The organism is Microbulbifer sp. MKSA007 (assembly GCA_032615215.1).
GTDB lineage: Bacteria > Pseudomonadota > Gammaproteobacteria > Pseudomonadales > Cellvibrionaceae > Microbulbifer.
The window spans coordinates 4,333,017-4,351,519 of sequence record CP128433.1 but is presented as its reverse complement, the minus strand read 5'-3'; the positions used below and the strand labels follow the sequence as shown (position 1 = coordinate 4,351,519).

Below are 18,503 nucleotides of genomic sequence, written 5' to 3'. Positions count from 1 at the left end.
GAGACTGCTGACTTGCACTGGCTCCAAGCCATCGGCATTAATACCTGGCTATGCCGGGGCGGTGATCATTGGCGGCTTTATCTAAAAGGCTCAATGATTCCAAATTCTGGTGGGCATAAGTGCTCACCGTTTGTCATAGATATTTCTCCTCTGTAATCCGTTTGATTGGGCTCTCCAAAAGTCGAAATCCAGCTCGTTTCAGATATTGGAGCCTTGGAAAAAGTATTGACCATGAGACTCCTCAGGGGAATGAGATAAAAACACTGAGATACTGGGACTAAAGTCGGAAAATATCTGATATTTTCAGTGTGTTAGGATGTGGCTGCTGGGAGGAGGGTTGGATGATAGATTCTGGGAGATAGCTGTCTGAACATACAAATTTCTAGAGATAGGCACATGGCTTTACTGCAGAGAAATCGCGGTATTATTACCAATTTAAGTAGTGGTGATGCTATCGTTCATTCCTGCCTGCGTGGGCATTATTTAATTGTTGTTGCCGTTAAATTGTGTTGCTTCAACGTTATTATTATCACCAATCTGAGCTTGATTTATTAAGTTGTTAGTGGTTGTTTGTTCAATTTGATATTCAGTAGCAGTGTTGCCAGTTCTTACTTGGTTGATGAGTAAGTACTGTTCGCCAGGGCCTGATGGCCATGATTGATCGAGAGAATGGTAATGGCTAAAGATAGCACCTTGATGGGAAAATCCTGTCAGTCTTTGATTTTTGATTTATAAGAATTGGAGAAGGGGCCCCGCTCAAGCCTGTCGATCAATCCTGATTGATCATCGGCTGATAGCTTTAAATACTTCTGCTACCGGATACTGCTTTTTGGGTTGATCGATCTGCTTAACATGGAATGAGGATTAGTGAGACTGCGGACTTACACTGACATCAAGCCATTGTTGTTGGCATTAATGCTTGTCTATGCCTGAGCTGGGACCTAATCAGAGTATTGCGGAAGAAAGTAATTCTGGATATAGGAGAAAAGCACCGAGATTCTAGTAATAAAGTTTATGAGAACCCCATTGGTTCTAGGCTGTTACTTGGTGTTGCCTGATAATTTGCGCTGCAGTTGGTCCTTCATTGGTCCAAGCTTATATATCCATTGCATAACTTGCAAAGTGTGAAGTTTGGCATTTATGGCAGCCTCAAAGACCCCGCTATCGCGATCACAGATTATTGGCTTAACAGCATTGTCGTTGGCAGTCTTTTTGGTGGCCAATGATTTTACGGCCTTCTCCGTCGCTATCCCTGCAATGGAAAAACACTTTAACGCAGATATCTCCACCCTTCAGTGGGTGATTAACGGTTATGCATTGGTGTTCGGGATTTTTATAGTTACTGGCGGGCGCTTGGCGGATATGTTTGGTCGGCGCCGGCTATTTTTTGTTGGAACCTCAATCTTCGTCTTTTTCTCAGTTTTGGGTGGTCTGGCCGTCAATGAATGGATGCTGCTGGGAAGCCGGGCATTAATGGGTGTTGGTGGTGCTCTGATGTGGCCCGCTGTGCTCGGCATGACCTATCAGATCATGCCTGATGACCGCGCCGGTCAGGCAGGCGGTTTGATAATGACGGTGTGTGGCTTTGCGAACTCTGTAGGGCCACTGTTGGGTGGTTTCTTTACAGATTTTCTTAGCTGGCGCTGGATTTTTTTATTAACTTACCCATCGCTTTGGCGGCAATGTTGGTGGGCTGGAAAGTAATTGAGGATGATAAGCCCGATGAGAGCAATGAAAAGGTTGACTATTGGGGGATGGCCTCATTATCAATTAGCCTTTTGGCTTTAATGTTATCTCTGGATTTTGCTATCGATGTAGGATTTAGAAGTCCTTTAGTGATTGGACTTTTAGTAACATCGGTGATTTTCTTTTTGGTATTTGCCTGGGTTGAGCCTCATACTCGCTCTGACCCACTTATTCCCCCGGATGTAGCTACTAATTGGCGCTTTTTTTCTATCTGTCTGGTGACTTTGCTTCTATCGGTCACTTTTGTATCTATGTTGCTTTATATTCCTCAATTTTTAATTAAGGAGTTGAGCTATTCTGCAGTTTGGTCTGGTGCGGGTTTATTGCCGGTGATGATTACCTATGCGGTAGTCTCATATATAGCAGGGTGGTTATATGAATTTTTGGGGGCTCGCCTAATTTTAGCGGGAGCGGCACTCTTTTTAGGTTTGGGAATGTTTTTACTTTCTGGCCTAGTGGTTCGCGATCACTATCTGCACTTGGTACCGGGAATGCTCACTCTCGGTATAGGATTAGGCTTATATTTTCCTACGATAACGACTACTGCGGTTACGGTATTGGGGCCTGCCAGGGCAAGCTTGGCGGCGGCCTTAATTTATATGTTCCAAATTATCGGCGGTGCTATTGGTCTGGCGATGAATACAACGGTTGTTGCGATGGCTCCGGAATTATCTGAAGGTATTGATCGGGCATTTACTGTTAATGCGTGTTTGGCTGCTGCAGCACTGATTGTAAGTTTGCTGTTTGTGAAAGGGGATGTTTCCCAGAAAGAAAAAATCTGAGCAATAAATAATATGGTTTTTCTTAGCCTCTTTCTCTACTGTATGTATATCGCAGAATTGTTACTGCCAATCTGTGAAATGGAGATAGTAGCACCAAAACTCAATTGAATTACCTGGAGAAAGTTGTCTGTACCTAGTTGTAGTAGCTCTGCACTATTAAATCTGCCGGTTTGAGTGAGATTGATAGTGTTTAGCTCACCCAGTTGAATGATGTCCGCATCATCAATATAACCAGACTGCGTTGAACTTACTTGATTCTGTAGGCCTTGTTGCAGCAACTGTAGTCTTGCACTAAAGCCATCTTGAATGGCTATTAATGTATTTTGATCAAATTCCTGGTCTATAGCTGCCTCAGAGGCTGATCCACTTTGACTAATATCAGCACTATTATCCGATCCACTTTGTGTGACAACACTACTGGCCCCTTCAATAGCGAGTTGTATTGACGTGGCGCTATTACTTGTTCCTGTTTGTGTTATCTCGGAAAAATTATTGATGTTTATCTGGTTGATTGTGGACCCGTTGTTTGTTCCACTTTGAGATGTAAAGGCCTGGTTGTTTTGAGCAAGATTAACAATTATAGAAGCGCGATTACTCTGTCCTTGCTGGATGGAACTGTTAAATCCCTGAATAGAGTTGCTTGTTTGGATGCTAGTAGCACTGGAATCTGTAAGTTGTACTATTGAGTTGGTATTAAAGGCGCCGTTAGTATTTGTTATCCGGGCAGTGTTGTTATTGCCAAATTGTTGAATTTGATTATTGGTTCCCAGAGACTGTATCAGGATAATTCTAGTATCAATATTCTGGCTTCCACTTTGGATAATACTGGCAGAGTTTGCTATGCCACTTTCTTTATCGATAATCTCAGCTCTATTAAAATTACCTAACTGGCTAATAGAGACATCACTAAGAGCAACATCATCTTGGATAGATTCCGAAAAATTTAGGGTTCCTATCTGCGAGATGTTAGCAGTTGTACCAGTGGAAAGGTTTTGTATGCTCGTAATTTGATTTAGGGATTGTTCCTGACTGATGCTTATAGTGCTAAACAGTGTACTTGTCTGTGAGGTTTCGGCCTTGTTGAGAACATTAAGCTGGGAGACTGATGTCGTGCTACCCAGGCTGCTGGATTGGACTGACATTAGCTCGTTTGATACGCCTCTCTGCAACTGGATAATAGATCCTTCAGTATTGCCGTTGGATTGCTGAGCCACCACATTATTAAATTCACCATCTTGTGTTTGCATGATGAGATTGTTAATGATGGTTGGGTCGCTTTGGTCCCCTATAGCCCGATTGCCAATACCCTGTTGTGACAGGATATAAGTGTTGGTTGCGAGGGCCTGGCAGCAGAATAGTAAGGTTGATGCCGCGATAAGATAGCCTGGTATGAGCATAATTCCTCCACTGCACAGGCTGGCGTAAATCTTTAACTTAGGCTGTATCTTGCCGGCACTGGGCACCGTGTAATGATTGCCATATAAAATTATGGTGAAAATATAATGGTTTGTATATGAGAGATAAGTACTGAATTACTAGGGAAATAGGTTCAAGCTTTATTCCTGGTTGAGTGTTTGTTTATTGGTGGCTCCGTGTATGTTTCTGTAAATGGAAGTGCTTCCCAATTTGAGTAAACTTGTGAGATACTTCAAGTCCACTTCACCTTTGCCCAGTTTTTCCTGAAAATAGAAATAACCCTATAAAACGTGTGGTTTTTTCAGGTTATCTACACAGAAAAAGATTCTTCACCCCAGTTAGAATAATTCACAGACTACTCATTTTTTTGTTAACTATTTTTGTTAATTGAGTGAGAATAGGGCTCTTTCCCAATCCCTGGAAATGGAATCTCGGGCGATATCCCGCACTGATGCGGATGACTGAAAAGTCGGCGCTTTTGCCTAGGTTGCGGCGCCGCCGGACAGATAAACCCCTGTGTCCTGCTTTTTTAGGACGCCTTTGATTCTCCAAGCAAAGCAGGCCTGTCGGGGTGGTCTTGTACTGCGAATTATTTGTGTAGGGAGCCTGGTGTTCCCGTAGTTGGTAAGGAGAATGGATTTTGATACCTATCGTTGACCGCGCGCGCGCGGAGTCTATTGCACCTATTTGGCGTATGCCGTTTCGCCCTTTTTTCTGGGGAGCTGCTCTGTGGAGTATGGTTGCCCTGGTTATCTGGCAGGGGCAGTTATTCGGTTGGCAGATGCCGGCTTTTCGAATGGGGGTAGTCTGGCACTCCCATGAGATGCTGTTTGGGTTCGCGGCTACCGTTGTTGTGGGTTTTCTCGGCACGGCCATGCAAACCTGGACTGGTATCCCCTCGCCAAAGGGAACCCAACTTATTGCTTTGGTCGGCCTGTGGCTCTTGGCCCGTTTGGGTTACCTGTTGGCGGCGGTCCCTATTTGGATGCCGGTGATTGCTGAAGTCTCCTTTTTCCTGTTCTCAGCGTTTTTGCTCGGAGCCAGGGTGTTGCGAACCAAGCAGTGGCGAAATATGTTTGTATTGCCTGCGATGCTGATGTTTGCTGCATTGTCCGCTAGCCACTGGTTGCTGCCAGGGGCACAGAGCCGAATCGCCTTGCTGGCTTTGCTGTTGGTGACGGCGATTATTCTGATAATCGGCGGGCGGGTTATACCCTTCTTTACGGCGCGCCGCTTTCACTTGAGCCCAAGAGATAAGATACCGGCTGTAGAGTGGGGTACCCATATTGCTGCGGTGGGCTTGTTGCTATCGGTGGCTGTTGGTTTGCCGCAAATGGTTTGGGCCTTTTTTGCGGTCTCTCTGGGTATTTTGCAGGTGATCCGGGTGGTGCGCTGGCACCCTACAAAAATATGGGCAGAACCGATGGTTTGGTCTCTGCATGTGAGCTACTGGTTGGTTATTTTGGGGTGTTTTCTCGCGGCTCTGGCCTGGAGCCAAATTGCCCCTTCCTGGCAGAGTCCCGCCTTGCACGCATTTGCCGTTGGCGGTATCGGCGGATTGATCTTGTCTATGACCAGTCGCGTCAGTCTCGGCCACACAGGTCGGATATTGAAGGCGCCGCGCTTGATGCCCCTGGCTTTTATGGCCCTGGCGTTATCTGCTCTCGCACGTGTGTTTTGGGCACCCGCCCCGAGTGGTTTGCTCGCAGCAATTATTGCCTGGGTAGTCGGTTACACGCTTTTCTTACTGTATTACACCCCGGTGCTTTTCCAGCCGCGCGTTGACGGTCATCCCGGCTAATTCTCTCTATGTGATCTTCAGTTGCTGCGAGAAACCTTATCATCGCAGCAACTGTGGTCGAGTAAAGCCATCATTAACTGGTCTATTCAGAGTCCGCACTAGCTACCTGGGGTAGTTTGTCTACTTTAGGTACTGTTTCCAGTTCCCGGTCCCACTCGGCTTTACTGGCCATAAAGATATGGGCATTAGGCCTTACATCTATTGGGCGATCCAGACTGCCAGCGGGAACCGCTAAGAGGCCAATTTCAGGATCTTCTCGTGGCACTGCGGAACCGCATTGATTGCAAAAGCTTTTGCTGTGCCTCGTCCCTGCCAGCTTAAAGGTTTTGACTTGTTCTGCACCGGATAGCCATTCAAGTTTCGCTGATGCGAAGAATAGGTTTGCTGCATGGGCTGAACCGGTATCTTTGCGGCAGTAACTACAGTGGCAGAGAAAGAAGCCGCCAAAGTCACCTTCAATTTCGAAGTTAATAGTGCCACATAGGCACGATCCTTTTTGTTCCATTGCTTAATGCTCCTCTGTTTAGCTGTACTTATCGTAATTAGGGGAAACTGTGATTTATTTTGGAAATCCCGGCGTTGGGGTATCAAACCCGTATGGTCCCGCTCAAATAGGGTACTGCTTTGCCTGAGATAATGACCCTGTCCCCGGCGATGGTGCAATTCAGCAGGCCGCCGCGCTTGGAGGCTTGATAGGCGATCAGCTCTTTCTTATCCAGAATTTGTGACCAGTAAGGGGTGAGCCCTGTGTGAATAGAACCGGTCACCGGATCTTCGGCACCACCATTGGATGGCCAGAAATATCGGGAGATAAAATCGTACTTATCGGATTTTGCCGTGACGACCACATCGTAGGGGGCGAGCTTTCGCAGGCTGCTCGCATCCTGCTGTACATCCAATACTTCTCGCTCACTATTGTAGATGGCAAAGTAAGCTTGGTTGTTAAGTAACACCTGACTTGGTGTTATTGAAAGCCCCTCCAGTAATTCTGGCGGTATGCGATCTACGGGTTGTGGCTCCCTTCGTGGGAAGTCCATGGAAATAATTCCATTTTCCCCTCGGCTTATTGTCATTTTGCCCACAGCGGCAGCATGGAGCTGGAGTTGCTCACATTGAGGGTTTTGAGAAAAAAGAACATGGGCTGACGCCAGGGTGGCATGACCACAAAAATCAATTTCCGTTAACGGTGAAAACCAGCGAATTCCATAACTGGTATCCGGGCGTTTTACCAGAAACGCGGTTTCGGAAAGATTATTTTCTGCAGCGATGGACTGCATTAAATTTTCATCCAGCCAATCCTCAGTAACAACAACTCCGGCTGAATTTCCGTGAAAGACTTTGTCGGTAAAGGCGTTAATGAAATGAATTTCAAGTTCCATATTTGAACTCCATGGTGCTCCAGTTTTTCAGAAGCGCTGGTGGCGGGCGTGATATTTTATACCCCTAAAGTTCACCAATTTATACCTCTGTAGAGCGGCTTGGGATTGGCTTTAACCTGATCTGGATCAGTTTATCCCGGATGTGAGTCACTAGAGTGACTTGTATTTGTTGCGTGCAAATCAGGGGTGTGAAAATGACGGAGTCCGATGTAGCTATCGTAGGTGCTGGACCGGCGGGACTTTCCTTGGCGGTGATGCTCGCCCGCAAAGGGTGTCAGGTGGCAATTATTGAGCGCCAGGATAAGTCGGCGCTGTCCGCTCCCGTTGATGATGGCCGCGAGATTGCTCTGACACATAAATCCTACAAGCTGCTGCAAGAACTGGGGGCTTGGCAGAGATTATCCCCGGAAGAGATTAGCCCGCTAAATGCTGCCGAAGTAGTCGACGGCAATTCCCCTTCGACACTCCACTTTAGCCCGGGAGAGAGGGGGCCTCTGGGTTTTATTGTCTCCAACTCTGCAATCCGGCGAATCTTATATGAGACAGTTTTGGAGACTGAGAATATAACGCTGCTCGATAACTCGACCGTTACCGGGATGACATTGAGTGGCGCCATGCGTCATCTTGAGTTGGCAGAGGGGGAGGGCGTGCGCGCTTCCCTGGTGGTTGCAGCCGACAGCCGTTTTTCTGAAGTGCGACGCATGGCGGGAATTGGCGCCGATATGCGCGACTTTGGCCGAGTGGCAATTGTCGGCCCTGTACGCACCGAATTACCCCACGATGGTATTGCCCGGGAGTGTTTCCGCTACGGCTCGACACTGGCGCTGTTGCCTTTGCCCAAGGCAAATATTTCATCGGCCGTGGTTACTGTTCCCGCCAGTCTCTCTGCCCAGATTATGGCGATGGGTAATGAAGAGTTTGCCGGGCACGTATCCCGCGAAAGCGCGTCCCAGCTCGGCGGTGTCGAAGCTTTTGGTGAGCGCCACTGTTATCCATTGGTTGCGGTATACGCACATCACTTTTTCACTGAGCGCTTTGCCTTGGTGGGAGATGCCGCTGTGGGGATGCATCCAGTGACCGCACATGGATTTAATTTGGGCTTGGCCGGTGCGGATACTTTGGCCCGTCAACTGGATAGTGTTAGCCGTCTATATAACCCGGCCAAGCTGACTCGGGCCCTGGCCCGTTACCAGATGCTGCACCGGGTTGAATCCAAGCCGATTTACTCTGGAACTAATAGGGTGGTGGATTTGTTTACCGACGATCGCCTGCCGGCCAAGTTGCTGCGCAAAATGGTGTTGCGGGTCAGTGATCGCTTTCCCCCAATTCGAAAAGCAATAGTGCACCAGTTAACTCGCTAGCTTATTCAGAGACTTGTTAAGAGAGTTTTACTCTTCGTTCTTTTTATAAAAAGTACATGTGCAAGAAAGAAGACGGTATATGGAAGTGGCCTGCTTGCGGGATTTTCTTCCTTTTCTATACTGATTTGCGAGATGGTAGAGACGGCTTTAACCCCCCGGTGAAAACAAATGCCAATTACGGCTTGACTCACCGGGTCAGCACCAATAGAATGCGCAGCCTCTTGAGTGGTTGGGCAGGTCCCACCGCAGGGAAACAAAGATCAACCAGGCTTTGTTTCTTGGAGTTGTTGCGGGGTGGAGCAGCCTGGTAGCTCGTCGGGCTCATAACCCGAAGGTCGTAGGTTCAAATCCTGCCCCCGCTACCAATTTTACCTTCGGGTAAAATATTTGATTGCGCATTTGTTGTTGCGGGGTGGAGCAGCCTGGTAGCTCGTCGGGCTCATAACCCGAAGGTCGTAGGTTCAAATCCTGCCCCCGCTACCAACTTTCCTTAGGGAAACTTTGATTGCGCTTTCGTTGTTGCGGGGTGGAGCAGCCTGGTAGCTCGTCGGGCTCATAACCCGAAGGTCGTAGGTTCAAATCCTGCCCCCGCTACCAAATTTTGCATTCGTGCACACTGACTGCACGAATGTGCGGTCAAAGCCCCGTCAGGGGCTTTTTCGTATCTGCAAGAAAAGTTGCAGATATTTTTCGAAGTGGGCCGTAGGCCCATTTTTTGTATGTGGTGACGAGAATGGCGAGCAAACGCGAATTGCTGGAAGAGCTTCTGGCGCCGGTGGTGGCATCGCTGGGGTGTGAGTTGTGGGGTATTGAGTATCAAACCCACGGTCGCAACGCGCTGCTGCGCATTTATATCGACTCCGAAAACGGTATTTCCGTTGAGGATTGCGAGAAAGTGAGCCGCCAATCCAGTGCTGTACTGGATGTGGAAGATCCCATCAGTAGTAAGTACACACTTGAAGTCTCTTCCCCAGGGCTCGACCGCCCTCTTTATAAGCTGGCCCAGTACGAGCGCTTTATCGGCGCCCAAATTGAAGTTCGCCTGCGTATGCCTCTGGATGGGCAGCGTAAGTGGCGCGGACTGCTGGCCGGTGTAGAGGGTGATGAAGTGGTTCTGCGTGTAGATAGTGAAAACGAATACCTTTTGCCGATCGACAGTATCGAAAAAGCAAATATCATTCCCCAATTTACCAAATAACCTGTAGGAGCCTGAGCTCAGGCGATTTTGAGGCACAGTTGCATGAACAAAGAGATCTTGCTGGTAGCCGAGGCGGTATCCAACGAGAAGGGCGTTGACCAGGAGATTATTTTCCAGGCCATCGAAGCGGCATTGGCAACGGCCACGAAGAAGCGCTACGACGAAGATTCAACCATTGAGGTTATCATTGATCGTCGTTCAGGCGATTACGAGACTTTCCGCAGCTGGGAAGTGGTCGGTGATGAAGTCTTGGCTGAGTTGGGTACCCAGTTCACCCTGGAAGAAGCCCACGAAAAAGATGCTGACCTGAAAGCAGGTGACGTTTTCCGCGAGCAGGTGGAAAATGTAGAATTTGGACGCATCGCCGCACAGACCGCAAAGCAGGTCATCGTACAAAAGGTACGTGAAGCCGAGCGCGCCAAAGTTGTAGACGAGTACCGCGATCGCGTTGGCGAAATGGTTAGCGGCACTGTGAAGAAGGTGACCCGCGACTTTATCGCTGTAGACCTGGGTAATAATGCCGAAGCGCGCTTGCCCCGCGATCAGCTGGTTGGTCGCGAAATTTTCCGACTCGGTGATCGCGTGCGCGCAATCCTGTTGGAAATCCAACCGGAAGCCCGCGGCCCCCAGCTGATGCTGAGCCGCTCCTGCCCGGAAATGATTGTCGAATTGTTCCGCATTGAAGTGCCGGAAATTTCCGAGCAGGTAATCGAAATTAAAGGCGCGGCCCGCGATCCCGGGCTGCGTGCAAAAATCGCTGTAAATACCAACGACGGTCGCATCGACCCGGTGGGTGCTTGTGTGGGCATGCGCGGCGCGCGTGTTCAGGCGGTATCCAACGAGCTGTCTGGTGAGCGTGTAGATATCGTTCTGTGGGACGAAAACCCCGCTCAGTTCGTTATCAATGCGATGGCGCCAGCAGAAATTGAATCCATCGTGGTCGACGAAGACACCGGTTCTATGGACGTAGCCGTGGCAGAGGAAAACCTCGCAATGGCTATCGGCCGCAGCGGCCAGAATGTGCGCTTGGCCTCCGAGCTGACCCAGTGGCAGATCAATGTCATGAGCAGTGACGAGTGGCAGAGCAAGCAGGAAGCCGAGTCCAGCTCCATCATGCAGGTGTTTATGGATCGCCTGGATATCGATGAAGACGTTGCTGGTGTGCTGGTTGAAGAGGGCTTTGCCTCTCTTGAAGAAGTAGCTTATGTACCCATCGAAGAGATGCTCGCAATTGAGGGCTTCGATGAGGATATCGCTGAGGAGCTGCGCGCCCGCGCCAAGGACACCCTGTTGACCCAAGCGCTGGCATCTGAAGAGAAGCTGGATGCATCTGAGCCCCAGGAAGACCTTTTGAATATGGACGGTATGGAGCGCCAGCTGGCATTCCAACTGGCCAGCTGTGGTATTTCCACGATGGAAGACCTGGCAGAGCAGGCTGTCGATGACCTGCTGGATATCGAAGGTCTCGACCAGGAGCGCGCTGCAGCGCTGATTATGAAGGCGCGTGAGCCCTGGTTTGCCGATGACAGCGGCGAAGAAGCTTAAATGCAGCGAAAAATAACTTACGTATAAGTAACCCCCTCCGACCAAGTGACTTTTAGGAGAGAGAATGGCCGAAGTAACAGTTAGTGAACTCGCCAAATCGGTTGGTGCCACCGAAGACCGTCTGCTCAAGCAGATGAAAGAAGCGGGTTTGCCTCACACCTCTGTGGATGCAGTGGTGTCAGACGAGGAAAAGCAGGTCTTGCTCAGTTTCCTGAAAAGCAGTCACGGGGAGCAGGGCGCCGCGCCGCGCAAGATCACCTTGAAGCGCAAAACCACAAGCACGCTGAAGACTGGCTCTGGCACCGGCCGCAAGACTGTGAATGTGGAAGTGCGCAAGAAGCGCACTTATGTGAAGCGCCCTCAAGCTGAGCTTGAAACCGTAGCGGCAGGCGAAGAATCGAGCAGCCCCGAGCAGGAAGCGGCAGTCGATGCCCTGCAAAATGAGCAGGAAAGACTGGAGGCCGAAGCCGAACGCGCTCGCGTAGAAGCCGAGGCAGAAGCTGCACGCCTAGCGGCGGAAGAAGAGGCGCTAGCCAAAGCCGAAGCCGAGGCGAAAGCCAAGGCTGAAGCCGAAGCGAAAGCCAAGGCCGAAGCAGAAGCAAAAGCCAAGGCTGAAGCCGAAGCGAAAGCAAGCAATGAAGTAAAAGCCGATCAAGATGCGGCTAAATCAGAGGATAAGACCGCGGAAAACGTAGTGAAAAAGGCAGAGCCCGCCGCACCAATCCGCTCAAGCTACTCAGACGATATCGAGGCAATGCGAATTGCCGCGATGGAGCGTCGCAAGCAGCAGGCTGAGCAGGAAAAGCGTGAACTTGAAGAGAAGAAAGCTAAAGTAGAAGCTGACCGACGCGCAGCCCAGGAAAAGAAAGAGAAAGCTGCACAAGCTGCACAGACAGCCAAGGCTAAGCCAGCACCGGCAAAAAGTGCTGAGAAGACCACTGAGGTCAAGCCAGCTCTGCGTCGCAAGCTGGAGGCAGCATCCACTGCCCCCGCTGAAGCTGATCGCTCTGAGGACGAGCCGCGTAAGCGTCGCGGTCGCCGCTCCAAGTCCGGCCCGAAAAAATCCAGCAAAACCGCTCTGTACGAACAGGCGCTGGAAGTATTTGAGGAAGACGAAGCATCCAAGCGCAGCACGCGCTCCCTGTCTCGTCCGACCTTGAAGGTTAAACCTACGCACGGCTTTAAAAGGCCCACGGAGAAACAGGTGTACGAAGTACAGTTGGGCGAAACCATCACTGTTGGCGAGCTGGCCAAACAGATGAATGTGAAAGCCGGTGACCTGATCAAGCGCCTGATGAAAATGGGCGAGATGGTTACTATCAACCAGAGCCTGGACCGTGAAACTGCACAGCTGATCATCGAGGAGATGGGCCACAAGGTGGTATTCCGCTCTGAGAGCGAGCTGGAGGAAGCGCTGGTTGCCGAGACCCAGGCCAGTGAAGGCACTGAGGTGTCCCGCGCACCAGTAGTTACCGTTATGGGTCACGTTGACCACGGTAAAACCTCCCTGCTGGACTACATCCGTAAGACCAAGGTGGCTTCCGGTGAGGCCGGTGGTATTACCCAGCACATCGGTGCCTACCGTGTGAAAACCAGCCAGGGCGAGATCGCTTTCCTGGATACCCCCGGACACGCCGCCTTTACTGCGATGCGCGCCCGTGGCGCCCAGGCGACTGACGTGGTTATCCTGGTGGTGGCTGCTGACGACGGTGTGATGCCGCAGACTGAAGAAGCTGTGAACCACGCCCGCGCTGCCGGTGTACCGCTGGTTGTTGCAATCAACAAGTGCGACAAAGAAGCTGCCGATCCCGATCGTGTTAAAAACGAGCTGGCTGCGAAAGATGTAATTCCTGAAGACTGGGGCGGTGATACCCAGTTTATCAATGTGTCTGCACACACTGGTGAAGGCATCGACGACCTGCTGGAAGCGATTTCCCTGCAAGCAGAGATGCTGGAGCTGAAGGCCAAGGTCAAGGTACCGGCAACAGGTGTTGTGATCGAATCCCGCCTGGAAAAAGGTCGCGGTGTTGTGGCCACCCTGCTGGTACAGAACGGCGAGCTGAAGCGCGGCGATATCGTACTGGCAGGCCAGAGCTACGGCCGTGTTCGCGCCATGACCAACGAGCTGGGCAAGCAGGTTAAAGAAGCTGGCCCTTCAACTCCGGTTGAGCTGCTGGGTCTGGACACCACACCCAACGCCGGTGACGAGTTCATGGTGGTTGCGGATGAGCGCAGAGCTCGTGAAGTAGCCGAACAGCGCGGTGATAAAGAGCGTCGTGAGCGCATGCAGCGCCAGCAGGCGGCCAAGCTGGAAAATATGTTTGCGAACATGGAAGCCGGCGAGCGCAAAGTTCTGCCGGTTGTTATCAAAGCGGACGTTCGCGGCTCCCTGGAAGCTATCCTGGGCGCACTGGCGGATATCGGCAACGAAGAAGTTTCTGTCAACGTCGTGTCCAGCGGTGTAGGTGGTATCGCCGAGAACGATATCAACCTGGCCCTGACCTCCGGCGCTATCGTACTGGGCTTCAACACCCGTGCTGATGTGGCTGCCCGAAAGGTTGCTGAGACAGAAGGCGTAGAGATTCGTTACTACAGCGTGATCTACAACCTGCTGGACGAAGTGAAGCAGGCGCTGTCCGGTATGCTTGATCCGGAAATACGCGAAGAAATCGTGGGTATTGCCCAGGTTCGCGATGTATTCCGCTCACCGAAGTTTGGCGCCATTGCCGGTTGTATGGTTACTGAAGGTACCGTCTACCGCAACAAGCCGATCCGCGTACTGCGCGACAACGTTGTGATCTACCAGGGCGAACTGGAATCCCTGCGTCGCTTCAAAGACGATGTGCAAGATGTGCGCAACGGCATGGAGTGTGGTATCGGGGTTAAGGACTACAACGACGTTAAGTCCGGTGACCAGATCGAAGTTTACGATATCGTTAAGGTTGCTCGCGAACTCTAAGGAGTTCCGCAGCGGATCGAGGATAAACCCGCGCGGCCTAGCCGTGCGGGTTTTCCTGTCTTTAAACCGCCATTCTCAATAGGTAAACAATGGCAAGAGAATTTCATCGCGCAGACCGCGTCGCCGACGCCATGCGCCGCGAGCTGGCCCAGCTGATCCAACACGAGATTCGCGATCCTCGCCTGGGTATGATCAACGTCAATGATGTTGAAGTCAGCCGCGACTTAACCGTTGCTAAAGTTTTTGTCACCCTGGTGGGTGAGGATGATCGCAGCAAAATTAATACCTCTATCGAAGTGCTGAATAAAGCCGCCGGCTTTTTGCGCACGCAGCTCGCGCGCGCGATCCAGATTCGCACTATTCCCCGTTTGCACTTCCGCTACGACGAGACCTCGGTGCGCGGCCAGGCGCTGTCTGCCCTGATCGACAAGGCGGTTAAAGAAGATCGCAAACACCAAGACGACGATAGCGACTCCAACGAAGATTAATCCATGGGCCGCAGACCAAAATGGGGCCGGCCGGTTCACGGCGTGCTGTTATTGAATAAGCCCGCCGGGATTACCGCCAACGACGCCCTGCAAAAAGCCAAACGACTCTTTTTCGCCAATCGCGCCGGTCACACCGGAGCGCTGGACCCCCTGGCAACCGGCGTATTGCCGATCTGTTTCGGCGAAGCGACCAAGTTTTCCCAGTACCTGCTCGATGCGGACAAGCGCTATCGCAGTACTTTTGTTTTCGGCATGACCACTGCTAGTGGCGATGCCGATGGCGATGTACTGGAAACTAAAGATGCTTCCGGTTTGACCGAAGAAGCTGTGCTGAAAGCGATGGAAGCCTTTCGCGGTCCCATCAAGCAAGTGCCGTCCATGTACTCGGCCCTCAAGCACAAGGGGCAGCCGCTGTATAAGTTGGCGCGCCAGGGCTTGGAAGTGGAGCGCGAGGCGCGGGAAGTAGAGATTTTTGAATTTGAACTGCTGAGCTTTACACCGGGCGCCCAGCCCCGTGCAGAAGTTGAGGTTCACTGCTCCAAGGGCACTTATATTCGCAGTATTGCCGAAGACCTGGGCCAGGCTCTGGGTGTCGGTGCCTATGTGGAAGAGTTGCACCGCAGCGCAGCCGGTCCCTACGTCGAAGCCGATTCAGTGACTCTGGATGAGCTCACCGCAGAGCGCGGTGAGGGAATGGCGGAGGAGTTGGATCACCACCTGTTATCGGTGGATTCTCCTGCCTCCTCGCTGCCCAAACTCACCCTTCCGGACGAGTCTGGTTACTATGTGCGTCAGGGGCAGCCGGTAATGGATTTGCAGGTCTACCGTATCGGTGAAGAAGGTGATATGGTGCGCCTCTTCCTGGAAAATGGCGATTTTCTGGGCGTAGGAGAAATTACTGACGACGGGTGTGTAGCGCCTCGGCGTCTGGTAAGTAGTACTTAAGCAGAAAACGCTATATTGGTGAGAGCCGATAGCGGTTGATGTGAGAGTATTGCAGTGGACTAAGTCCACAACAGTGAGTAGCTGGTCTGTAAATATGCACGGGCCAGCCGAATCTTTTAAAGCATATTACGACGAGGTTAATCGTTATGGCACTGTCTGCAGTAGAAAAAGCAGCAATCCTGAAAGAGCACGGCCAATCTGAAGGCGACACCGGTTCTCCGGAAGTCCAGGTAGCCCTGCTGACTGCCAACATCAACAAACTGCAGGGTCACTTCTCTGCGCACAAGCAGGATCACCACTCTCGCCGTGGTCTGATCCGCATGGTAAACCAGCGTCGCAAGCTGCTGGACTACCTGAAGCGCAAGGATCTGAACCGTTACGCACAGCTGATCGCTAAGCTCGGCCTGCGTCGCTAAGACCCTGGAATGCCCGCCTCTGGCGGGCTTTCTTCTTTAATGCTTGCTGAAAAGTGGCGCTGTTGTCACTTTTCGGCAGTTTCGCAACACAACCCCAGGGACAAATATCCCGGCGGATGTGCTGCGTTTGCACCGGCCACCCGGGTCGGTAGCGGTACATCCCCGTATCGCTCTGGATTGAAGGTTTGGAACTTCTATCCAGGCAACCACTGTAGGGGTTACTGGAATGGGCCAGTAACCGTAAGGAAATAGGAAAAAAACTAGTGAATCCAGTAAGCAAAACTTTCCAATACGGACAACACCAAGTCACCATCGAGACCGGCCGTATCGCGCGCCAGGCTACCGGTGCTGCCCTGGTTAGCATGGGAGAGACTGTTGTCCTGTGTACTGTTGTCGGCGCTAAAGAAGCCAAGCCAGATCAGGGCTTCTTCCCGTTGTCCGTGCACTATCAAGAAAAAGCCTACGCGGCTGGCAAAATTCCCGGTGGTTTCTTCAAGCGTGAAGGCCGCCCGTCTGAAAAAGAAACCCTGACTTCCCGTCTGATCGATCGCCCGATCCGCCCGCTGTTCCCGAACGGCTTTATGAACGAAGTTCAGGTGATGTGTACTGTTCTCTCTGCTGAGAAGGACATGGACCCGGATATCGCTGCCATGATCGGCACTTCCGCAGCGCTGTCTGTTTCCGGTATTCCTTTCGCAGGCCCAATCGGTGCTGCGCGTGTGGGTTACACCCAGCAAGACGGCTACCTGCTGAACCCGGGCTACGAAGCTCTGAAGACCTCCGAGCTGGACATGGTCGTTGCCGGTACCAAAGACGCCGTACTGATGGTGGAGTCCGAAGCCCAGGAGCTGCCGGAAGACATCATGCTGGGTGCGGTACTCTACGCACACCAGGAAATGCAGGCCATTATCAAGGTTTGTGAAGAGTTGAAAGCGGAAGCGGGCAAGCCCCAGTGGGACTGGCAGGCTCCGGCGGAAAACACCGAGCTGAAAGCTGCCCTGGACGCTCAGTTTGGCGAAAAGGTTGCCGAAGCCTACCGCATCACCAACAAGCAAGAGCGCAGCACCCGCCTGGCGGAACTGCGCAGCGAAGCCGCTGAAGCCCTGGCTACTGAAGAAATTAGCGCCGATCTGGTAAAAAGCTACTTCGGCAAGCTGGAGAAGAAGCTGGTGCGCGGCGCTGTAGTGCGCGGCGAGCCCCGTATCGACGGTCGCGACAGCAAAACTGTACGTTCGATCGCTGTGGAAGTTGGCGCTCTGCCCAAGTCCCACGGCTCTGCGCTGTTCACCCGTGGTGAGACCCAGGCTCTGGTAGTGGCTACCCTCGGTTCCACTGGCGATGCACAGATCATCGACGCCCTGGAAGGTGAGCGCAAAGACTACTTTATGCTGCACTACAACTTCCCTCCCTACTCTGTAGGTGAAGCGGGTCGTGTAGGTGCTACCGGTCGTCGCGAAATCGGCCACGGCCGCCTCGCTCGTCGCGGTATCGCTGCAGTTCTGCCGAGCCCGGACAGCTTCCCCTACACCGTGCGTGTAGTTTCCGAGATCACTGAATCCAACGGTTCCAGCTCCATGGCTTCCGTATGTGGTTCCAGCCTGGCGCTGATGGATGCGGGTGTTCCGCTGAAGGCACCGGTAGCCGGTATCGCTATGGGTCTGGTGAAGGAAGACGAAGGCTACGCGGTTCTGACCGATATCCTCGGTGACGAGGACCACCTCGGCGATATGGACTTCAAAGTAGCGGGTACCGCCTCTGGTGTAACCGCGCTGCAGATGGACATCAAGATCGAAGGTATTACCGAAGAGATCATGGAAACCGCTCTGGAGCAGGCTCTGCACGCGCGTCTGCACATCCTCGCGGAAATGAACAAGGTGATCGACTCTTCCCGTACCACCGTGAATGAGAACGCACCGCGCTACGCGACCCTGAAGATCCATCCGGACAAGATCCGCGACGTGATTGGTAAAGGCGGTGCGACTATCCGCTCCATCACTGAAGAGACCGGCGCCTCCATCGATATCGAAGATGACGGCACTATCAAAGTCTTCGGTGAAGACGGTGAGAGCCTGGAAGCGGCGGTAACCCGCATCGAGGAGATCACTGCGGAAGCTGAGATTGGCGCTATCTACGAAGGTACCGTGGTACGTATCGTAGACTTCGGTGCGTTCGTTAACTTCCTGCCGGGCAAAGACGGTCTGGTGCATATCTCCCAGATCGCTGAAGAGCGCGTAAATGCCGTAACTGATTACCTGAGTGAAGGTGAGAAGATTAAGGTTAAGGTACTCGACGTTGACCAGCGTGGACGTATCAAGCTTTCTATCAAGGAAGCCAAGGCCGATGCAGCTGCCGCTGAAGAAGCCAAGCAAGCTTCCGACGAAGCTTAAGTCTACGGACTGAAAAAACCCGGCTTTTAAGCCGGGTTTTTTTGTATCTGCCGAAGCGGAATTGTCGCTTATTACCGGTT

14 protein-coding genes and 3 tRNA genes are annotated in these 18,503 nt (G+C 51.8%); 14 read left to right on the top strand and 3 right to left on the bottom strand.

Annotation, left to right across the window (positions count from 1 at the left end):
- Window positions 1-1,140 precede the first annotated feature (1,140 nt).
- Window positions 1,141-1,704, top strand: coding sequence for an MFS transporter (locus QT397_22355; protein WNZ55558.1), 564 nt, complete (start codon window positions 1,141-1,143; stop codon window positions 1,702-1,704).
- Window positions 1,689-2,528 carry an MFS transporter gene (locus tag QT397_22350; GenBank protein WNZ55557.1) on the top strand — a complete coding sequence of 280 codons (840 nt, stop codon included), beginning with the start codon at window positions 1,689-1,691 and terminating at the stop codon, window positions 2,526-2,528. Before QT397_22355 ends, QT397_22350 begins: the two co-directional genes overlap by 16 nt.
- 35 nt (window positions 2,529-2,563) lie before the next feature.
- Here QT397_22350 and QT397_22345 read toward each other — a convergent pair whose 3' ends face one another.
- Complete coding sequence (locus QT397_22345) at window positions 2,564-3,775, bottom strand: hypothetical protein (GenBank protein WNZ55556.1); 1,212 nt, start codon at window positions 3,773-3,775, stop codon at window positions 2,564-2,566.
- A gap of 809 nt (window positions 3,776-4,584) precedes the next feature.
- Between QT397_22345 and QT397_22340 the strand changes: the two genes are divergently transcribed.
- Window positions 4,585-5,745, top strand: coding sequence for an NnrS family protein (locus QT397_22340; protein ID WNZ55555.1), 1,161 nt, complete (start codon window positions 4,585-4,587; stop codon window positions 5,743-5,745).
- 82 nt (window positions 5,746-5,827) lie between these two features.
- On the opposite strand, the gene QT397_22335 is transcribed toward QT397_22340, so the two are convergent.
- Window positions 5,828-6,250 (bottom strand): GFA family protein, encoded by a 423-nt coding sequence (locus tag QT397_22335; GenBank protein ID WNZ55554.1) that lies wholly within the window; start codon window positions 6,248-6,250, stop codon window positions 5,828-5,830.
- Window positions 6,251-6,332: 82 nt separating this feature from the next.
- Window positions 6,333-7,124: a PhzF family phenazine biosynthesis protein gene (locus tag QT397_22330; GenBank protein WNZ55553.1), complete on the bottom strand. Its 792-nt coding sequence runs from the start codon at window positions 7,122-7,124 to the stop codon at window positions 6,333-6,335.
- A 194-nt stretch (window positions 7,125-7,318) separates the two neighbouring features.
- Between QT397_22330 and ubiM the strand changes: the two genes are divergently transcribed.
- The 11 genes from ubiM to pnp all read left to right on the top strand — a co-directional run bounded on the left by ubiM (window position 7,319) and on the right by pnp (window position 18,423).
- Entirely contained in the window at window positions 7,319-8,485 is a 1,167-nt protein-coding gene (ubiM, locus tag QT397_22325) for a 5-demethoxyubiquinol-8 5-hydroxylase UbiM (GenBank protein ID WNZ55552.1), read from the top strand.
- A gap of 288 nt (window positions 8,486-8,773) precedes the next feature.
- Window positions 8,774-8,850 (top strand) — tRNA-Met (locus tag QT397_22320).
- A gap of 41 nt (window positions 8,851-8,891) precedes the next feature.
- A tRNA-Met gene (locus QT397_22315) sits at window positions 8,892-8,968 on the top strand.
- Window positions 8,969-9,005: 37 nt separating this feature from the next.
- Window positions 9,006-9,082 (top strand) — tRNA-Met (locus QT397_22310).
- A gap of 136 nt (window positions 9,083-9,218) precedes the next feature.
- Complete coding sequence (rimP, locus tag QT397_22305) at window positions 9,219-9,683, top strand: ribosome maturation factor RimP (GenBank protein ID WNZ55551.1); 465 nt, start codon at window positions 9,219-9,221, stop codon at window positions 9,681-9,683.
- Window positions 9,684-9,725: 42 nt separating this feature from the next.
- Complete coding sequence (nusA, locus tag QT397_22300) at window positions 9,726-11,228, top strand: transcription termination factor NusA (protein WNZ55550.1); 1,503 nt, start codon at window positions 9,726-9,728, stop codon at window positions 11,226-11,228.
- Window positions 11,229-11,292: 64 nt separating this feature from the next.
- Entirely contained in the window at window positions 11,293-14,187 is a 2,895-nt protein-coding gene (gene infB / locus QT397_22295) for a translation initiation factor IF-2 (protein WNZ55549.1), read from the top strand.
- 89 nt (window positions 14,188-14,276) lie between these two features.
- Window positions 14,277-14,675: a 30S ribosome-binding factor RbfA gene (gene rbfA, locus QT397_22290; protein WNZ55548.1), complete on the top strand. Its 399-nt coding sequence runs from the start codon at window positions 14,277-14,279 to the stop codon at window positions 14,673-14,675.
- A gap of 3 nt (window positions 14,676-14,678) precedes the next feature.
- Window positions 14,679-15,620, top strand: coding sequence for a tRNA pseudouridine(55) synthase TruB (gene truB / locus QT397_22285; GenBank protein WNZ55547.1), 942 nt, complete (start codon window positions 14,679-14,681; stop codon window positions 15,618-15,620).
- Window positions 15,621-15,766: 146 nt separating this feature from the next.
- Complete coding sequence (gene rpsO / locus QT397_22280; protein ID WNZ55546.1) at window positions 15,767-16,036, top strand: 30S ribosomal protein S15; 270 nt, start codon at window positions 15,767-15,769, stop codon at window positions 16,034-16,036.
- Window positions 16,037-16,299: 263 nt separating this feature from the next.
- Window positions 16,300-18,423, top strand: a complete 2,124-nt coding sequence (gene pnp / locus QT397_22275; protein ID WNZ55545.1) for a polyribonucleotide nucleotidyltransferase — start codon at window positions 16,300-16,302, stop codon at window positions 18,421-18,423.
- The last annotated feature ends 80 nt before the right edge of the window (window positions 18,424-18,503 follow it).

Excerpts from the sequence above, each read along its gene's own strand:
- rpsO (WNZ55546.1), top strand. The coding sequence starts at position 15,767 with ATGGCACTGTCTGCAGTAGAAAAAGCAGCAATCCTGAAAGAGCACGGC.
- truB (WNZ55547.1), top strand. The coding sequence starts at position 14,679 with ATGGGCCGCAGACCAAAATGGGGCCGGCCGGTTCACGGCGTGCTGTTA.
- rbfA (WNZ55548.1), top strand. The coding sequence starts at position 14,277 with ATGGCAAGAGAATTTCATCGCGCAGACCGCGTCGCCGACGCCATGCGC.
- nusA (WNZ55550.1), top strand. The coding sequence starts at position 9,726 with ATGAACAAAGAGATCTTGCTGGTAGCCGAGGCGGTATCCAACGAGAAG.
- rimP (WNZ55551.1), top strand. The coding sequence starts at position 9,219 with ATGGCGAGCAAACGCGAATTGCTGGAAGAGCTTCTGGCGCCGGTGGTG.
- infB (WNZ55549.1), top strand. The coding sequence starts at position 11,293 with ATGGCCGAAGTAACAGTTAGTGAACTCGCCAAATCGGTTGGTGCCACC.
- ubiM (WNZ55552.1), top strand. The coding sequence starts at position 7,319 with ATGACGGAGTCCGATGTAGCTATCGTAGGTGCTGGACCGGCGGGACTT.
- QT397_22335 (WNZ55554.1), bottom strand. The coding sequence starts at position 6,250 with ATGGAACAAAAAGGATCGTGCCTATGTGGCACTATTAACTTCGAAATT.
- QT397_22345 (WNZ55556.1), bottom strand. The coding sequence starts at position 3,775 with ATGCAAACACAAGATGGTGAATTTAATAATGTGGTGGCTCAGCAATCC.
- QT397_22330 (WNZ55553.1), bottom strand. The coding sequence starts at position 7,124 with ATGGAACTTGAAATTCATTTCATTAACGCCTTTACCGACAAAGTCTTT.
- QT397_22355 (WNZ55558.1), top strand. The coding sequence starts at position 1,141 with ATGGCAGCCTCAAAGACCCCGCTATCGCGATCACAGATTATTGGCTTA.